The sequence below is a fragment of the Streptomyces luteolifulvus genome, from assembly GCF_008806595.1.
GTDB classification, from domain to species: domain Bacteria; phylum Actinomycetota; class Actinomycetes; order Streptomycetales; family Streptomycetaceae; genus Streptomyces; species Streptomyces luteolifulvus.
Genome location: NZ_VZRB01000004.1, coordinates 105,362 through 122,636, shown reverse-complemented (window position 1 = coordinate 122,636; position 17,275 = coordinate 105,362). Strand labels below are relative to the sequence as shown.

Annotated in this window: 15 protein-coding genes and 1 pseudogene; 8 read left to right on the top strand and 8 right to left on the bottom strand. The window is 72.3% G+C overall.

Translation table 11 applies throughout. The features are described from left to right. The first annotated feature begins 109 nt into the window (after positions 1 to 109). The 3 genes from F7R91_RS07505 to F7R91_RS07495 all read left to right on the top strand — a co-directional run bounded on the left by F7R91_RS07505 (position 110) and on the right by F7R91_RS07495 (position 3,144). Positions 110 to 1,114 carry a serine hydrolase domain-containing protein gene (locus F7R91_RS07505; protein ID WP_150946230.1) on the top strand — a complete coding sequence of 335 codons (1,005 nt, stop codon included), beginning with the start codon at positions 110 to 112 and terminating at the stop codon, positions 1,112 to 1,114. A 188-nt stretch (positions 1,115 to 1,302) separates the two neighbouring features. Then, positions 1,303 to 2,298: a small ribosomal subunit Rsm22 family protein gene (locus tag F7R91_RS07500; protein ID WP_150945817.1), complete on the top strand. Its 996-nt coding sequence runs from the start codon at positions 1,303 to 1,305 to the stop codon at positions 2,296 to 2,298. Between the two features lie 108 nt (positions 2,299 to 2,406). Further along, positions 2,407 to 3,144: a bifunctional DNA primase/polymerase gene (locus tag F7R91_RS07495; RefSeq protein WP_150945815.1), complete on the top strand. Its 738-nt coding sequence runs from the start codon at positions 2,407 to 2,409 to the stop codon at positions 3,142 to 3,144. 39 nt (positions 3,145 to 3,183) lie between these two features. Here the strand turns inward: F7R91_RS07495 and F7R91_RS07490 are convergent, their stop codons facing one another. Genes F7R91_RS07490 through efeO form a run of 4 tightly spaced genes read right to left on the bottom strand, consistent with a single transcriptional unit; the run spans position 3,184 to position 7,509 of the window. Next, positions 3,184 to 4,185 carry a hypothetical protein gene (locus F7R91_RS07490; RefSeq protein WP_150945813.1) on the bottom strand — a complete coding sequence of 334 codons (1,002 nt, stop codon included), beginning with the start codon at positions 4,183 to 4,185 and terminating at the stop codon, positions 3,184 to 3,186. Beyond that, a complete protein-coding gene (gene efeU / locus F7R91_RS07485; RefSeq protein WP_150945811.1) occupies positions 4,145 to 5,017 on the bottom strand; it encodes an iron uptake transporter permease EfeU in 873 nt (290 codons plus the stop codon). Before efeU ends, F7R91_RS07490 begins: the two co-directional genes overlap by 41 nt. 4 nt (positions 5,018 to 5,021) lie before the next feature. Further along, on the bottom strand, positions 5,022 to 6,341 hold the full coding sequence (gene efeB, locus F7R91_RS07480; RefSeq protein ID WP_150945809.1) for an iron uptake transporter deferrochelatase/peroxidase subunit: 1,320 nt from the start codon (positions 6,339 to 6,341) through the stop codon (positions 5,022 to 5,024). Positions 6,342 to 6,351: 10 nt separating this feature from the next. Further along, the gene (gene efeO / locus F7R91_RS07475) at positions 6,352 to 7,509 is read right to left on the bottom strand and encodes an iron uptake system protein EfeO (RefSeq protein WP_150945807.1); all 1,158 of its coding nucleotides are present in this window, start codon (positions 7,507 to 7,509) and stop codon (positions 6,352 to 6,354) included. Positions 7,510 to 7,810: 301 nt separating this feature from the next. Between efeO and F7R91_RS07470 the strand changes: the two genes are divergently transcribed. Next, the gene (locus F7R91_RS07470; protein WP_150945805.1) at positions 7,811 to 8,455 is read left to right on the top strand and encodes a PhzF family phenazine biosynthesis protein; all 645 of its coding nucleotides are present in this window, start codon (positions 7,811 to 7,813) and stop codon (positions 8,453 to 8,455) included. A 120-nt stretch (positions 8,456 to 8,575) separates the two neighbouring features. Here the strand turns inward: F7R91_RS07470 and F7R91_RS07465 are convergent. After that, positions 8,576 to 9,205, bottom strand: a pseudogene (locus tag F7R91_RS07465) (biliverdin-producing heme oxygenase); the annotation flags it as partial. Between the two features lie 151 nt (positions 9,206 to 9,356). Further along, entirely contained in the window at positions 9,357 to 10,214 is an 858-nt protein-coding gene (map, locus tag F7R91_RS07460; protein WP_150945801.1) for a type I methionyl aminopeptidase, read from the bottom strand. 58 nt (positions 10,215 to 10,272) lie between these two features. On the opposite strand from map, the gene F7R91_RS07455 reads away from it, so the two are divergent. Continuing rightward, positions 10,273 to 10,503: a hypothetical protein gene (locus tag F7R91_RS07455; RefSeq protein WP_150945799.1), complete on the top strand. Its 231-nt coding sequence runs from the start codon at positions 10,273 to 10,275 to the stop codon at positions 10,501 to 10,503. A 181-nt stretch (positions 10,504 to 10,684) separates the two neighbouring features. On the opposite strand, the gene F7R91_RS07450 is transcribed toward F7R91_RS07455, so the two are convergent. Next, positions 10,685 to 11,302 carry a hypothetical protein gene (locus F7R91_RS07450; protein ID WP_150945797.1) on the bottom strand — a complete coding sequence of 206 codons (618 nt, stop codon included), beginning with the start codon at positions 11,300 to 11,302 and terminating at the stop codon, positions 10,685 to 10,687. A gap of 144 nt (positions 11,303 to 11,446) precedes the next feature. On the opposite strand from F7R91_RS07450, the gene npdG reads away from it, so the two are divergent. After that, entirely contained in the window at positions 11,447 to 12,172 is a 726-nt protein-coding gene (gene npdG, locus F7R91_RS07445) for an NADPH-dependent F420 reductase (protein ID WP_150945796.1), read from the top strand. 48 nt (positions 12,173 to 12,220) lie between these two features. Beyond that, positions 12,221 to 12,409, top strand: a complete 189-nt coding sequence (locus F7R91_RS07440; RefSeq protein WP_150945795.1) for a hypothetical protein — start codon at positions 12,221 to 12,223, stop codon at positions 12,407 to 12,409. Here the strand turns inward: F7R91_RS07440 and F7R91_RS07435 are convergent. Continuing rightward, complete coding sequence (locus F7R91_RS07435) at positions 12,399 to 13,199, bottom strand: site-2 protease family protein (protein WP_150945793.1); 801 nt, start codon at positions 13,197 to 13,199, stop codon at positions 12,399 to 12,401. The two genes, F7R91_RS07440 and F7R91_RS07435, sit on opposite strands and share 11 nt — an antisense overlap. Before the next feature lie 232 nt (positions 13,200 to 13,431). Here F7R91_RS07435 and F7R91_RS07430 point away from each other — a divergent pair, with 232 nt between their 5' ends. Continuing rightward, complete coding sequence (locus F7R91_RS07430) at positions 13,432 to 17,247, top strand: AfsR/SARP family transcriptional regulator (RefSeq protein WP_150945790.1); 3,816 nt, start codon at positions 13,432 to 13,434, stop codon at positions 17,245 to 17,247. Positions 17,248 to 17,275 lie beyond the last annotated feature (28 nt).

Sequence of the window (17,275 nt, the reverse complement as noted above, 5' to 3'; positions counted from 1 at the left end):
TGCGCCGCGACACACCGGAACGGGCCGGACTGGACCCCGCGCACTCGACCACCTCGTCGCCGACGTCCAGGCCCTCACCCGCGGGAAACGGCCCTGGGCGGCGGGCGCCGTGGTCGTCGCCGGGCGCGGCCCGGTGATCGCCGTCGAGGAGGCGGCGGGCTGGGCCGTGCGCTACGCGTCCTACGACCCGAGGACCGACGCGGGAGTGGAACTGCCGCCCGCCGCCCGCGTCCCGGCCACCGTCGACACCCCCTTCGACCTGGCCTCACTCACCAAGCTGTTCACGGCCGTCGCCGCCGTGCAGCAGATCGAGCGGGGCACACTCGGCATCGACGCGCGGGTGGGCGCGTATCTCCCGGAGTTCCGCGCGGCCGCCGAGCACGGCATCACCGTACGGGAACTGCTCACGCACACCTCCGGGCTGCGGCCCGAACTCCCGCTGTACGACTGCCCGGACCACGCGGCACGGCTCGCGCTGCTGCGTGCGGAGGCACCGAAGCGGGTGCCCGGCACGTACACCTACTCGGACCTCAACCTGCTCCTGCTCCAGCACGTCCTGGAACGCATCACCGGCCGCCCGCTCGACGTCCTCTTCCACGACGGGATCACCCGGCCGCTGGGAATGACGGCGACCCGCTTCGGACCCTGCCCCGGTGCGGCGGCGACCGAGGACCAGCGCCGGCCGTGGGCCAAGGCGGACCGGGGCATGCTGCGGGGCGAGGTGCACGACGAGAACGCGTGGGCGCTGGGCGGGGTGGCGGGCCACGCGGGCCTGTTCTCCACGGGCCGTGACCTGGCGGTCTTCTGCCGCGCCCTGCTCGCGGGCGGCTCGTACGGCCCCGCCCGCATCCTCGGCCCCGACTTCGTCGAGCTCCTCCTCACCCCGCCGGGCCTGGGCTTCGCGGTCGACCAGCCGTGGTTCATGGGCGAACTGGCCGGACGGGGAGCGGCGGGCCACACGGGCTTCACGGGTACGTCCCTGGTGCTGGACCCGGCGACGGACACGTTCCTGGTACTCCTGGCGAACACGGTGCACCCACGCAGGCGCGCGGCCGACAGCGGGCCGAGGGCAGCGGCGGGGACGAGGCTGGCGCGGGCGGTGAGGGGGAGGTAGCGGGTCACTGCTGGTCCGGGCGAGTCGGCGGTGGTGGGCAGAGCCGGGGGTCTAGGGACGGCAGCCCCCAGGGGACGGTCACCGCTCGGCCGACCGGGTCCGGTGGCAGGCTGGCCACAGGCCCGGGGGTCTCGGGGCGGAGCCCCCGGCGAGGCCCGCGCCGACACCGCCCCCCTTAGAATCGCCGGGTGAACGCCCCCGTACCCCCGGCGGAAGCTCTCCGGACCGCCCTGGCCACCCTTCTTGACGGGCTCCCGCCGAAGCAGGCGGCGCAGGCTGTCGACCGGCTGATCGCCAACTACCGGGGTGCAACCCCCACCGACGCCCCCATCCTCCGCGACCGCGCCGACGTGGCCGCCTACGCCGCGTACCGGATGCCCGCGACCTTCGAGGCCGTACGCTCCGCTCTGGACGCACTCGCCGCGGCCGTACCGGACTGGGTGCCCGCCGGCCATGTCGACGTCGGCGGCGGCACCGGAGCCGCCACCTGGGCCGTCAGCGCGACCTGGGACGGCACCCGCCCGGTGACCGTGCTCGACTGGGCCGAGCCCGCGCTCGCCCTCGGCCGGGAGATCGCCGCCGCCCGCCCCGCCCTGCGGGACGCCCGCTGGCAGCGCACCCGCATCGGCGCGGACCTCACCCTCGACCGCACCGACCTCGTCACCGTCTCCTACGTCCTCAACGAGCTCACCGCCCCCGACCGCGACCGGCTCGTCGACGCCGCCGCGGCCGCCGCGCAGACCGTGGTGATCGTCGAGGCCGGCACCCCGGACGGCTACGCCCGCGTCATCGAGGCCCGCGACCGCCTGCTCGCCGCCGGCTTCCACATCGCCGCCCCCTGCCCGCACAGCGCCGCCTGCCCCATCGTCCCCGGCACGGACTGGTGCCACTTCTCCGCCCGGGTCAGGCGTTCCTCCCTGCACCGCCAGGTCAAGGGCGGCTCCCTCGCCTACGAGGACGAGAAGTTCAGCTACGTCGCCGCCACCCGCCTCCCGGTCGCCCCGGCCCCCTCCCGGGTGGTCCGGCGCCCCCAGATCCGCAAGGGCCAGGTGCTCCTGGACCTGTGCGAGGCCGACGAGCAGCTGCGCCGCACCACGGTCACCAAACGCCACGGCGACCTCTACAAGGCGGCCCGGGACGCGGACTGGGGTGACGCCTGGCCGCCGTGCGCCTCCGAAACGTAGCCGCCGACTCGTCCCCGCTGTCCCGGATGTCGGCTCCGGCCCCCCGAAGCGCAAGAAAGTGGGACCATAGGGCATGCTGTTCCGCACGACAGCGAGGCGAGGGGATAGATGAGCGCGGAGTTCGGCGGCCGGACCGGCCGGCAGGGCAGACTCTCCCAGTGGCTGCGTGGACGCCGTCCGAAGGAAGCCGCCGCCGACGACGGCGGCCGTGAGGCCCTGCTGCTGGCCGCCGCCGGAGCGGGCCTGCCGCTCGCACCCGCCGCGTACCCGGCCCCCGGCTACCGCTGTTCCTGCGACCGCGTCGGCTGTCCCACCCCGGCCCGGCACCCGGTGTCGTTCGCCTGGCAGACGCAGTCCACGACCGACAAGGCGCAGATCGAGCGCTGGTCCCGTCATCAGCCGCAGGCCAACTTCATCACCGCGACCGGCATGGTGCACGACGTCCTCGACGTGCCTCTCGCAGCCGGCCGGGAGGCGCTGGAGCGCCTGCTGGCCTCCGGTATCGAGGTCGGCCCGGTGGCCGAGAGCGACGACGGCCGTCTGCTCTTCTTCACCCTCACCCGCGGCACGCCCGAGGACGAGGACGAGTGGTGGCCGTGCGAGCTGGACTGCCATCCCGAGACGATGGACGAGCATCCGGGGCTGCGCTGGCACTGCCGCGGGTCCTACGTCCTCCTGCCACCGGCCCGGCTGCCCGGTGACGAGCAGAGCGTGCACTGGGTCCGCGGCCTCGAACACCCCCTGCCCGACCCGCTGAACCTGCTGGAAGTCCTCACGGACGCGTGCGCCCGGTACGCCGGCGAGCAGCCCGACCACGTCGGGACGGCCTGGCCCCTGCGCCACTGACCCCCTGATCCTCGGGGACGGCCAGGGCCAGTTGGGGCACTAGGACCCCTGCGCCGAGGTCATCCCCTCGATCCGGCCCAGGATCGACACCTTGCCGTCGGCCGAGCCCTGCTTCGGGTCCAGGGCCACCTCGTTGGAGACGAACTCCATCATCAGCGACTGCTTGATCTCGCCGGTCGTCAGGGCCTGCACGCCCTCGCTCGGGGTGGGGATCGAGGCGCCCGCCGCGGCGGTCTGCTTCTGGTAGCGGCGGGTGGTGAAGAACACCAGCGCGCCCCCGTCCGTGGTGCGCAGCGCCAGCGGGGCGTAGTCGCCCCTGGTCAGCGGCTCGTCGATGTACTGCGTGACGAGGCCCGGCTTGCTGGACTCCTTCGCACGCTGCTTGCGCCACAGACTGGTGTGCGTGCCGTCGGCGAAGCCCTTGCCTCCGCTTTTAAGGAACGTCGCGTAGTCCTTGCTCAAGTCCGCGGGCGGCACGGCGAGTTCGGTGGAGTTCGCGGGCACCGCCTCCGCCCAGCCGTCCGCGTCCTTCTTGAACTCCGGTACGTCGTCGGCGGCCACCAGCGTCAGAAACGCCACCTGCCACGGATCGTCCAGCTCGTTGCGGGTGAACACCAGCAGCCAGCGCAGATCGCCGCCCTTGTTGCCGCGCGCGTCCGCGACGAACCAGCGCGGCCAGCCCGCCTTCTTGGGGACGGTGAACCTCGCGTCCGTCAGCTTCAGCGGAGAGTGCGAGGGATTGCCGTCAGGGTGGACGACCCGACCGGCCTTCAGCCGGGCCGCGTCGATGTCACCGAGGGCACCGGTGACATGGGCGGCGTCGAGGGAACTGTCGAACGCCTCGTCGGCCTTGTTGTACGCGGCGGTGAACTGCTGGAGCGCCTTCGCGGCCTCGGCTCCGGTGGTGGCGGGGAGCACTTCCTTCTCCCCGTGGACCACCACGCACCCGCTCGCCGTCAACGACAGGACGGTCAGCGAGACCGCCGTCAGCGCGCTCCGGTCAAGCCTGCCGAGCCTTCGAGGGCCGCGATCCCTGCTCATCAGGTTCCTTCACCTTCCCCTTACCGGAGGCGAACCCTACCGGGGAGAGGAACAGCGCGAGTGTCGGGACCAGGTACAGCAGCCACACCGTGACCTGGAGGACCGTCGGATCGGGCTGGAAGTTGAACACGCCCTTCAGGAGGGTGCCGTACCAGCTGTCCGGCGGGACGGTGCCGGTGATGTCGAAGGCCAGCTTGTTCAGGCCCGGGATCCAGTCGGCCTCCTGGAGGTCGTGGAAGCCGTACGCCAGGACGCCCGCCGCCACGACGACCAGCATGCCGCCGGTCCAGGTGAAGAACTTGGCGAGGTTGATCCGCAGCGCGCCGCGGTAGAACAGCCAGCCCAGCAGCACCGCGGTGGCGATGCCCAGGGCCACGCCGATCAGCGGGCGGGGCGTGCCGTCGCTGGCCGCATGCACCGACGCCCACACGAACAGGGCGGTCTCCAGGCCCTCCCGGCCCACCGCGAGGAACGCCGTGGCGACCAGCGCGCCCGTGCCCATCTGCAGGGCCGCGTCCAGCTTGCCGTGCAGCTCCGACTTCAGATGCCGGGCGGTGCGCCGCATCCAGAACACCATCCAGGTCACCAGGCCGACCGCGAGGATCGACAGGGTGCCGCCGAGCGCCTCCTGCGCCTCGAACGTCAGCTCCTGCGAGCCGAATTCGAGCGCGGAGCCGAAGCCCAGGGCGAGAGCGACGGCGACGCCGATGCCGATCCAGATGGGCTTGAGGGCGTCCCGGCGGTCCGTCTTGACCAGGTAGGCGATCAGGATGCAGACGACGAGGCTGGCCTCCAGGCCCTCGCGCAGACCGATCAGATAGTTGGAGAACACGGGGCTACGCCTCCTCGGAGAACAGCGTCCGGCCCCACCAGTCGTCCTTGTCGCGGACGCCGGGCGGGATCGCGAAGACCGCCGAACTCACGTGCTGGATGTACTCGTTGAGGGCGTCGAGGCGCGAGAGGTTGCGCTGCACCGGGATGAAGCCCTTGCGGACGTCCCGCTGGTAGGCCAGGAAGAACAGGCCCGCCTCCAGACGGCCGAGGCCGTCCGTGCCGTCGGTGAAGGAGTAGCCGCGGCGCAGCAGCGTCGCCCCGTCGTTGGAGTCGGGGTGCGCGAGCCGGACATGCGCGTCGGGCTTCATCGCCTTGAGGAACGGCTTGTCGCGCTCCTTGGCCTTGCCGACCGGGGCGCCCTCGCCCTTGTCACGGCCGAAGATGTCCTCCTGCTCCTGCAGCGAGGTGCGGTCCCAGGTCTCGATGTGCATCCGGATACGGCGGGCGACCAGATACGAACCGCCGGTCATCCAGGCCGACTTGGCGTCGGTGTCCTTGCCGTCGACCCACACGAACTTCTTCAGCCGGGCGGTCTCCGTGCCCGCGATGTTGCGGGTGCCGTCCTTGAAGCCCATGAGGTTGCGCGGGGTCTGCGCCTCCGGCGTCGTCGACGACGTCTTGCCGAAGCCGAGCTGCGACCAGCGGATGACGACCTTGCCGAAGCCGATCCGGGCGAGATTGCGGATGGCGTGCACGGCGACCTGAGGGTCGTCGGCGCAGGCCTGGATGCACAGGTCGCCGTCGCTGCGGGCCCTGTCCAGGGCGTCGCCCGGGAACTTCGGCAGGTCGACCAGGGCCTCGGGCCGCCGGTCGTCGAGGCCGAACTTCGCGAACAGGGACGGGCCGAAGCCGATCGTCAGCGTCAGCCGCGACGGCTTGAGGCCCAGCGCCTCACCGGTGTCGTCCGGCGGCGCCTCGGCCAGACCGCCGTACGCGCCCTCGCCGACCGTGTGCCCGCCGGTCATCCGGCGCGAGGCAGCCGTCCAGTCCTTCAGCATCCGCACGAACTCGGCGCGGTCGTCGGTCTGCACGTCGAACGCGGCGAAGTGCAGCCGGTCCTGCACCGGGGTCGCGATGCCGGCCTGGTGGGCGCCGTGGAAGGCGATCGCGGCGCCCAGATCGGTCGCGGCGGGGTCCACGTCGTCGCCGGTGCGCGCCACCGCGACCGCACCGCCGGCCGCGGCGGCGCCGAGCGCGAGCCCGGCACCGCCCCAGCCGATCAGCGCACGCCGGGAGGGAGCCGACGGAGCGGCTTCCGAAGGGGGCGTGCCAGGCGTGCCGGTCGTGCCGGTCGTGTCAGCCGTGTCAGTGGTGTCCGTCATGTCTGCTCCCCTACTTCACGACGGCGGCGGCGAGCTTGGACAGGGGCTCGGCGAGCGCGTTCACCGCGTCCGAGAGCTTCTTCCGGTCGTCCTTGCCGACCTTGTCGTACGAGGTGAAGTCGTACTGCGTTGCATTCGGCTTGTCCGCGCGGTACTTGTCGAGCAGCGTGTTCAGCGCCGCGAACTGCTGGTCGAGCTCGGTGACCAGGGCTGCGTCGTTCTCCTGGGCGACCGTCTTGAGGAGGTCGTACGACTTCTGCGCGCCCTCGACGTTCGCCTTGAAGTCGACCAGGTCGGTGTGCGAGTAACGCTCCTCCTCGCCGGTGACCTTGCCGGTGGCGACCTCGTCGAGCAGCTCCTTGGCGCCGTTGGCCATGGAGGTCGGGGTGATCTCGGCCTTGCCGACCCGCTCCTGCCAGTCCTTGAGGTCGGTCGTCAGCTGGTCGGCGAGTTCCTTCTCACGGTCGGTGATCTTCTTGTCCTGCCAGAGGGCCTTCTCCAGGCGGTGCCAGCCGGTCCAGTCCGTGGCCGGGTCCTGGCCCTCCGCCAGGCCGTCCTCGCGGACGTCGACCTTCGGGTCGATGTCACCGAAGGACTCGGCGACCGGCTCGGTGCGCTCCCAGCCGATGCGGGAGGGCGCGTACGCGGCCTTCGCAGCGTCGATGTCGCCGTCCTTGACCGCCTTCACGAAGGTCGCGACCTTGGGCAGCGTCTCGTCGGCCTGCGCCTGCACGTACTCGCGGTAGGCGGCCACGGCCTGGTCCAGGCGCGGGTCGCGCTTGCCGACCTTGCCGCCGGTGGCCTTGACGGTCTGTCGGATGCCCTTGCCCTTCATGCCGGGCTTGCAGGCGATCGTGTAGTCGCCGGCCTTCACCTCGGCGGTCACCGTCTGCCGGGTGCCGGGGCCGATGTTCTCGCGCTCGGTCACGATCCGGTCGTCCGGGAAGAGGATGTAGACCTCGGTGACCTTGGAGCCCTTGTTCTGGATGGCCAGCTCTATGTGCCCGGCCGGGAACTCCTTCTTGGAGACGTCACACTTGGAGTCCGTGGCCGTGACCTGGATGGCGCCGTCACCCTTGGCATCGCTTTTCTCGGTGCAGCCCGTGACGGCGGTCAGAGCCGCCGCGGTGGCGACAGCGGCGACAACGGACAGTCTGGCGGCTCGCATTCGGGCTCCCGAGGATGGCTGAAAAGTCTCGTGACGCGCCTCACAGGATTGGTGAGGCTCGCCTAACTTAACCGAGGCTTACCTGCCTTGGCTCCCCGCATACCGTGATTCAGCTCTCATGGACGCCGTAAGGGCACGGGCGGATCACGATGACCCAAAACAAACACCAAGCGGCGGTCATGGAGGATTCAAAGCCTCCGCCTCGGGGTGACCGAGAAGGCTCCGTGCGGGGGTCCGGTCCTCGCGATGCGGACGTGGCGTACGGCGGAGTGAATCGGTCCGGTGATGCTTGAATGCCCGCGTGACTGATTACGACGTGCTCCGGGTCTTCTGCGGACCGGGCGGCGGATACGGCAACGAGCTCGGCGTCGTCCGCGAAGGCTCGGTCATGCCGGACCCGGAGGAGCGGCAGGCGTTCGCGGCCAAGCTGGGGTTCAGCGAGACCGTGTTCGTCGACGACCCCGAGCGCGGAGTCATCGACATCTACACACCCACCCATCGCCTCCCCTTCGCCGGTCACCCCTGCGTCGGCACGGCCTGGCTGCTCGACGTGCCCGAACTGGTCACGCCGGCCGGGGTGGTGGGCGTCCGGCTGGACGGCGAGTTCAGCTGGATCGAGGCGCGGGCGGAGTGGGCTCCGCCGCGGACGCTCCGCCGGTACGCGACGGCGGCCGAGGTCGACGATCTGGCCGTCCCTCCGCCGGGGGAGTGGATCTATGCCTGGGCCTGGGAGGACGAGGCGGCCGGGCGGATCCGGGCACGGGCCTTTCCCGGGCGGGACGACGGCATCGAGGAGGACGAGGCGACGGGGGCGGCGGCGTTGCTGCTCACGGAGCAGCTGGGGCGGGCGCTGAACATTGCGCAGGGTGCGGGGTCGCAGATCCTGACGGCGCCGCAGCCCGAGGGGTGGGTGGAAGTCGGGGGGCGCGTTTTTCTCGAGCGGTGACCATCAGCCCGTCCGTCCGGCGTTCGAGGGCGAGGCCGTTCAGGCCGAAGCGGGGGTCTGGGAGCGGCAGCCCCCCGTGGCGCGACCGCCCGTGGCGCGACCGCCCGCGGTGTGACGCGCCTCCCCGCCCAGCGCCCGGAACACCCCCGTGTTCAAGGCGAACGCCAGCTTGCACTCGGCCACGATCCGCTGCTTCTCGCCCTCGTCCGCGCGCACCGCGTCCAGCCACCCCCGGTAACCCCGCTTGAACGCCGCCGGGTTGGGGATCTCGTCGAAGACGTAGAAGCGGACGCCGTCGCCCTTTCTGGCGAAGCCCCATGTCTTCTCGGCCTTGTCGCGGATGATCTGTCCGCCCGAGAGGTCGCCGAGGTAGCGGGTGTAGTGGTGGGCGATGTATCCGGCCGGCCAGTCGCGGGCGCACTCGGCCACGCGCGCCGCGTACTCCCGCGTGGCCGGCAGTGCGGTGAGCGTGGATCGCCACCCGGGCCCCCGCAGGTGCTCCAGGTCCCGCCCCAGCGCGGTCAGCCGGAAGAGTTCGGGCCGGATGAAGGGCCCGGCCACCGGGTCCGACGTCAGCTCTTCGGCCGAGGACTCCAGCGCCTCGTACACGAACCACAGCTGCTCGGTGTAGCGCGCGTATGCCTCGACGCCGAGCCGGCCGCCGAGCAGGTCGCTCATGAACGTCGAGGTCTCCGCCTCCACGTGCTGTTCGTGGGACGCCGTGCGGATGAGGGTCGAGAAGGAGTCCATGAGCCCGCATTCTCCGAGGTAAGGCTTACCTAAGTCAATGGATTTGCCGACACCCTGTCGGGAAATCTGTACCCATATTCCCCCTCACACCCGCATGAAAAGGCCCGCCCTCCGAAGATCCGGGGAGAGCGGGCCCGAGACGGACGCGGCGCTACGGCAGAGTGAGGATCTCCGCCCCCGTCTCCGTCACCACCAGCGTGTGCTCGAACTGGGCCGTCCGCTTCCGGTCCTTCGTCACGACCGTCCAGCCGTCGTCCCACATGTCGTACTCGTGCGTCCCGAGCGTCAGCATCGGCTCGATCGTGAACGTCATCCCGGGCTGCATGACGGTGGTCGCCTGCGGGCTGTCGTAGTGCGGGATGATCAGTCCGGAGTGGAAGGACGAGTTGATCCCGTGGCCGGTGAAGTCCCGGACCACGCCGTAGCCGAACCGCTTGGCGTACGACTCGATGACCCGGCCGATGATGTTGATCTGCCGGCCCGGCTTCACCGCCTTGATCGCCCGGTTCAAGGACTCCCGGGTCCGCTCCACGAGCAGCCGGCTCTCCTCGTCCACCGCTCCGACCAGGTACGTCGCGTTGTTGTCGCCGTGCACCCCGCCGATGTACGCCGTCACATCGAGGTTGATGATGTCGCCGTCGCGCAGCACCGTGGAGTCCGGGATGCCGTGGCAGATGACCTCGTTCAGCGAGGTGCACAGGGACTTGGGGAAACCGCGGTAGCCCAGTGTCGAGGGGTAGGCGCCGTGGTCGCACATGTACGCGTGCGCCACCTTGTCCAGTTCGTCGGTGGTGACGCCCGGCGCGATCAGCTTCGCGGCCTCGGCCATCGCCTGCGCGGCGATCCGGCCGGCGACACGCATCGCCTCGATCGTCTCGGGGGTCTGCACCTCCGGTCCGGTGTACGGCTTCGGCGAGGGCCTGCCGACGTACTCGGGGCGGCGGATGTTTCCGGGGACGGAACGGGTGGGGGACAGCTCCCCTGGGACGAGCAGCGACTGGCCAGACATGCCAGCGAGTCTAACGAGCGGCAATGGGGGAACATGTCGGTGGCGAGAGGAGCCGGTCATGCCCCTGTTCAAGAGGCGCGTCATGGGAAAGCCGGGCGAGTGGTTCTACTGCCTGGAGCACAAGAAGGTCGAGGAGGGGCCGGACTGCCCGGGCAAGGACCGCTTCGGCCCGTACGCCACCCGGAAGGAGGCCGAGCACGCCATGGAGACCGCCCGCGAGCGCAACCTCCAGTGGGAGAACGACCCCAAGTGGCACGACGCCCCGGCGGGCGGCAGGGACGAGGACTGAGGTACGCCGTCAGGTCCGCGCCGGTGCGGCTGCCGCCGCCCGCTGGCCGCGCGGCCGCAGGGCGTGCTGGCTCGTCCGCACGCCGCAGGTTCGTCAGCCCTGACGGCCACAGCCTGCGAAAGCCGGCTAAGGCCCACCAAGGGGCGAGGTCAGGGACGAGAGCGCGGAGGCCGGAGGGCGCTCACCAGGGGGCGGGCGGCGGTGCCGTCAGCGCCTCCGCCAGCCTCGACAGACGGTCCCGGAAGCGGCGACGTCCCCGCTCGCTTCCCCCGTTCTCCCCGGCCGCCGCGCTGACCAGGTGCTGCACACTGTCCAGGTCCAGCTCGGCGTCCTTCGCCACGGTCAGCGACTCGTGCGCCATGGCCACCAGTTCGCGTCCGCCCGACCCGAGGGCCAGCACCGTCGCCCCGGCCAGGCGGGCGTCGTGCACCCGCTCCAGCAGGGCGGCGTCCGGCCCCTCGGGCCCGTCCGGCTCCGCCGGCGACACGAACAGCAGCGTCTCACCCCGCCGGACCGCCGCAAGCCGTCCCAGCCCGACCGCCAGATGCGCCGGATCCGCGACGCGCGCGTCGTGCCGTACCAGCGTCGGGGTCAGCTCGGGCGTCCCCGACCAGGCGGCCTCGTCCACCAGATGAGCCGCAAGATGCCACGGCTCGTACGCCGGTGTGCCCACGAGCAGCAGTCCGCCGCCGTGCGACACCACGGACCCGCGCAACGCCCCCGCGAACCGGCGAGTGGCACCCAGCCACTCGGTCCCGGCGAGCACTTCGCGCAGCAGCGCGACTCTTACGGCATCCATACGTCGGCATCCTGCCGCAACCGGCCACGCGTGGCCCGCGGTTCACCACGAATTCGCCCGACCTGGGACAACAGGCGTCGGCCGCCGCCTCAAGTGACGGGGCTCACCTCAACCGGGCCGCCGGGGGGAACGTAAAGTCGGCCCATGACCTCTACCGACAGTGCACAGCAGCCCTCCGGGACCCCGGCGAAGGCCCCCGCCAAGGACCCCTGGGACCTGCCCGACGTCTCCGGGCTCGTCGTCGGCGTGCTCGGCGGCACCGGGCCGCAGGGCAAGGGCCTCGCCTACCGGCTGGCCAGGGCCGGACAGAAGGTGATCATCGGCTCGCGCGCCGCCGAGCGCGCACAGGCCGCCGCCGACGAGCTCGGTCACGGCGTCGAGGGCGCGGACAACGCCGAGACCGCGCGCCGCAGCGACATCGTGATCGTCGCCGTGCCGTGGGAGGGTCACGGCAAGACCCTGGAGTCCCTGCGCGAGGAGCTCGCGGGCAAGCTCGTCGTCGATTGCGTCAACCCGCTCGGCTTCGACAAGAAGGGCGCCTACGCGCTGAAGCCGGAGGAGGGCAGCGCCGCCGAGCAGGCCGCCGCCCTGCTGCCGGGCTCGCGGGTCACGGCGGCCTTTCACCACCTGTCGGCCGTGCTGCTGCAGGACCCGGAGATCGACGAGATCGACACCGATGTGATGGTCCTCGGCGAGGAGCGGGCGGACGCCGAGATCGTGCAGGCGCTGGCCGGCCGTATCCCCGGTATGCGCGGAATCTTCGCCGGGCGGCTGCGCAACGCCCACCAGGTGGAGTCGCTGGTCGCCAACCTGATCTCGGTGAACCGCCGCTACAAGGCGCACGCCGGACTCCGCGTCACGGACGTGTGAGGGCATGGGGGACACTGGTGACAGTGTCCCCCGACAGGAGCCGAAACCATGCCCCGCATTGCTCTCTACGCCCTGGCGGTCTGCGTGCTCTCCGTGGCCGCGGCCGTCGTCTCGTTCGCCCAGGGCAGCTGGCTGGGCATCGTGTGGATTCTGCTGGCGGGGCTGTCGTCCAACATGACCTGGTACTACGTCAAGCGGGCCCGGGCCGGCCGACGGGGTCCGTCCGTCACGGGCTGACCTGGCAGTACTCGTTCGTCTCCTGCCACACGCGGTAGAGGTTCTGGCCGCAGTACGTGTCGACCTCGCTGATGCCCAGGGCGCTCAGCACCGAGTCGATCACGTCGAAGAACGCGTGGTTCACCGCCGGGAGCCACAGCAGCGCGAACACGAACAGCAGGCCGAACGGCGCGAACGGCTCGACCTGGCGCTTGATCCGGTACGACAGCCAGGGCTCGATGACGCCGTAGCCGTCCAGGCCGGGCACCGGCAGGAAGTTCAGCAGCGCGGCCGTCACCTGGAGCAGCGCGAGGAACGCCAGCGCGTACCGGAAGTCCCGCGGCACTCCGTCCAGTACGTCAAGCCAGAACGGGGCCGTGCACACCGCGGCGAACAGGACGTTCGTCAGCGGCCCCGCGGCGGAGATGAGACTGTGCCGCCACCGCCCCCGGATTCGGCCGCGCTCGATGAAGACGGCGCCGCCGGGCAGACCGATCCCGCCCATGATCAAGAAGATCACCGGGAGGACGATGCTCAGCAGGGCGTGCGTGTACTTCAGCGGGTTCAGCGTGAGATAGCCCTTGGCGCCGACCGAGATGTCGCCGCTGTGCAGGGCGGTGCGCGCGTGCGCGTACTCGTGCAGGCAGAGGGAGACGATCCACGCCGCCGTCACGAACAGGAACACGGCGATGCCCGGCTGCTCCGCGAACCCGGTCCAGGTGGCCCAGCCGGTCACCGCCGTGACGGCCAGGATCCCGACGAAGACCGGGCTGATCCGCCGGTCGCTGTGGCGGGTGGTGGTGGCGGTCATGGGGCTCCCTCGACTTCTCGGGCACACGGACGCTCGGGCACACGCTGGGCCTGCCCGACCGTACCGGGCGCACGGGGAAAACGTCTCGCGCCGGGGCGGGGGTTCCGTGGAAGGTAGGAGGCTTGGGCGCCGTGGTAGTGGGCGCCGCACCGTATGAACCCGCTCTGCCCGGCTCGCTCGCCTCCGGGGCCACGGCTCACTCGCCTGACCGGCCCCGACGTCAACGGAGACAATGGACCCCGTGCGCTATCGCATCCTCGGCACCACCCAGGCACTCCGTCCCGACGGCACACCCGTCCCCGTCGGCGGCGCGCGGCTGCGCGCCCTGCTGACCGTGCTCGCCCTGCGGCCCGGCCGTGCCGTGCCGGCCGGGCTGCTGGTCGACGAGGTGTGGCACGGCGACCCGCCCGCCGACGCGACGGGCGCGCTGCAGGCGCTGGTCGGCCGGCTGCGCCGGGCCCTCGGCGCGGACGCGGTCGCCTCGGCGGACGGCGGGTACCGGCTCACGGCCGCGCCCGACGACATCGACCTGCACCGGTTCGAGCGGCTGGCCGGCGAGGGCACGCGCGCGCTGGCCGACGGCGATCCCGCCAAGGCGGCCGGCGTCCTCGACGACGCCCTCGCCCTGTGGCGCGGCCCCGTCCTCGCCGATCTGCCCGACCGCACCGCCGAGACGGCCCGCTGGGAGGCCCGGTACCTGGACGTCCTGCGCGCCCGCCACACCGCCGCCCTCGCCCTCGGCCACGCCGACCAGTCCCTGCCCGAGCTGACCGCCCTGTGCGACGCCCACCCCCTCGACGAGTCCCTCCAGACCCTCCGCCTGCGCGCGTTGCGCGACGCGGGCCGCACGGCCCAGGCACTGGCCGCGTACGAGGACGTACGCCGCCTCCTGGCAAACCGGCTGGGCTCGGACCCGGGTCCGGAACTCCGGGCACTGCACGGGGAGTTGCTGACCCCGGCCGAACGACCTGCTCCCTCGCGCACGGGCTCCGCCGGTAGCGCACGGGCCGACGGCCGAGAGCCCGGCGCTTGGCATCGCGCGGGGGCGGGCTCCCGGGGGCCCGCCCCCGCGGGTACGGCATCCGCGGCAGGCACCGCCGATCAAGCGCAGCCCGCGGACGGCCCATGGGCCTCGGGGGCCTCAGGGCCCGCGGCAGCTCCGGGCACCCGGCACGGCGAGGACTTCGGGCACGGCCCGGGCACAGGACCAACGGCAGCTCCGGCCCCTGGGCACGTCCCTGCCTCCGGCCACGCTCCGGTCCCTGGGCTCGCTTCTGCTCCTGGGCAGGCTCCGGCTTCTGGGTTCGTCTCTGCTCCTGGGCACGCTCCGGGCCCTGGGCAGGCTCCGGCCTCTGGGTACGTTCCTGCTCCTGGGCACGTCCCTGCCCCTGGGCGCGCGCCGGCCCCTGGGCACGCTTCTGCTCCTCGGCAGGCTCCGGCCTCCGGTCACGTCCCTGCCCCTGGCCAAGTCCCTGCCCCTGGCCAAGTCCCTGCTCCCGGCCAAGTCCCTGCCCCCGGCGCCACCGCCCCCGCCACGTCTCCATCCCCCGGCAACCTCCGTGCCCGGCTCACCTCCTTCGTGGGCCGGGAGGCCGATATTCAGGCCATTCGGGGGGACATCGCCGCCGCGCGGCTCGTCACCCTGCTCGGGCCCGGTGGGGCCGGGAAGACGCGGCTGTCCCAGGAGGCCGCCGAAGCCGTGCGGTATGCGGCGAGGGACGGGGTGTGGCTGGCCGAGCTCGCGCCCGTCGACGATCCGGGCGCCGTACCCGAGGCCGTGCTCACCGCCGTCGGTGCCCGCGAGACCGTGCTGTACGGCGCCGGAGCCGAGACGATGAGGGCGGGCGGCGAACGGCACGACGACCCCGTGGAACGCCTCGCCGAGCACTGCGGCCGACGCCGCATGCTGATCGTCCTGGACAACTGCGAGCACGTCGTCGACGCGGCCGCCCGCCTCGTCGAGGAACTGCTGGAGCGCTGCCCCGAACTGACGGTGCTGGCCACCAGCCGCGAACCCCTCGGCGTACCGGGGGAGTTGCTGCGTCCCGTGGAGCCGCTGCCCGAGCCGGTCGCGCTGCGGCTGCTCGCCGACCGGGGAGCGGCGGCCAGGCCCGGCTTCCGGATCGAGGACGACCCGGAAGCGGCCGCGGAGATCTGCCGGCGGCTCGACGGACTGCCCCTCGCCATCGAGCTCGCCGCCGCCCGTCTGCGCATGCTGACGCCACGTCAGATCGCGGACCGCCTCGACGACCGCTTCCGTCTGCTCACCTCGGGCAGCCGTACCGTCCTGCCCCGTCAGCAGACGCTGCGCGCGGTCGTCGACTGGTCCTGGGACCTGCTCGACGAGGACGAACGCGACGTACTGCGCAGGCTGTCGGTGTTCGCGGGCGGCTGCGACCTGGCCGCCGCCGAGGCGGTGTGCGGACCCGCCGCGCTGGAGGCGCTCGGCTCACTCGTCGACAAGTCCCTGGTGGTGGCCGCCCCTTCGGGCGACGGCGAGATGCGCTACCGGCTCCTGGAGACCGTCGCGGAGTACGCCGGCGAACGGCTCGACGAGGCCGGGCAGCGCGCGGACGCCGAGCGCGCGCATCTGACGTACTACCGCGAACTCGCCCGCACGACCGACCCGTTGCTGCGTGGCCGGGGCCAGCTCGCCGCGATCGGACGGCTGGAGCGAGAGTACGAGAACCTGCGCACGGCCCTGCGCCGTGCCGTCGCCGCCCGTGACGAACAGGAGGGGCTGTGCCTGATCCTGTCGCTGGCCTTCTTCTGGCAGATGCGCGACCTGCGCATCGACGCCCGCAACTGGTCCCGCGAGGTGCAGGAGCTCGGCCCCGACCCCTTCGCCCCGCCCGTACGACCCGCAGCCCCGCTCTGGGAGCGCTGCACGGACGTGCCGTTCCCGTGGACGGGCGAGGTCCTCGAAGAGGCCCGGCGCGGGATCCATCTCGTCCACCTCGCCTGCATGGACGCCGAACTGGACGCCTGGCAGACCCCCGAGGCGCAGGAGAAGCTGCGCGCCATCGCCCGCACCTACGAGCCGGGCCTCCCGCAGACCTGCCGCAGCCCCGGCATCCTGTGGCTCTTCGCCGTCATGCTCACCGCCGACCTGGACCGGGTGCGCACCGTCGTCGACGCATCCGTCCGCACCTGCCGCGAGGCACCCGGCTACGAATGGGAGCTCGCCGCCGGTCTGCAACTGCGCGCCAACCTGCTCGCCAACCGCAGCGACTGGGCCGGCGACGCCACCCGTGACGCCGACGAGTCCCTGGAGATGTACCGGCGCCTCGGCGACCTGTGGGGCACCGCCGAGGCGCTCTCCGCCCGCGCCGAGACCCGTGAGCGCAAGGGCCGGTACATGGAGGCCGCCGCCGACTACGAGGCCGCGATCGAGCACGCCGAACAGCTCGGCGCCCGCGCCCAGACGGCCGTCCTCACCGCCCGACTGGGCAGAGCGCTCCTGGAGGCCGGTGAGAGTGAACGCGGTGAGCGCCTGCTGCGCGAGGTGATCACCCTGATGGAGGGCCGGGGCAACGAGGCCATGCCCTTCGCCCGGCTCTTCCTCACGGGCCGGCTCGGCATGACCGACCGGGTCGCGGAGGCCCGCGAGCAGCTCCGGCTGCTGCGCGAGGAGAGCTCCGTCGCCCACTTCGTGATCTTCGACGCCTTCATCCTGGGCGCGGAGGCCTGGCTCGACGTCGCCGAGGGGCTCCACGACGAAGCCCTCGTCAGGACCCGGCGGGCGCTGGAGCGGGCCGCGGACCCGCTGTCGGAGGTCATCGCGCCCCATATGCGCTCGGCGTACCTCGTCATCGCCGCGGTGGCCCTCGCAGGCTGCGACGGCGGCAGCCGGGCCCGGGACGCCGCCCGCTGCATCGGCGCCGGCGACGCTGCGCTCCCGCCCTCGTACATCGCCTCGGCCCTGGAGCGCGAGACGCACGCCCGGGCCGTGGCGGCGGCCCGGGCCGTGCTCGGCGACGAGGAGTACGAGGCCGCGTACGCCGAGGGCGGCGGCCTCTCCCCCGAGGAGGCCGCCGCCCTGGTCTGACGGGTACGGCGTACACCGACGGACGATG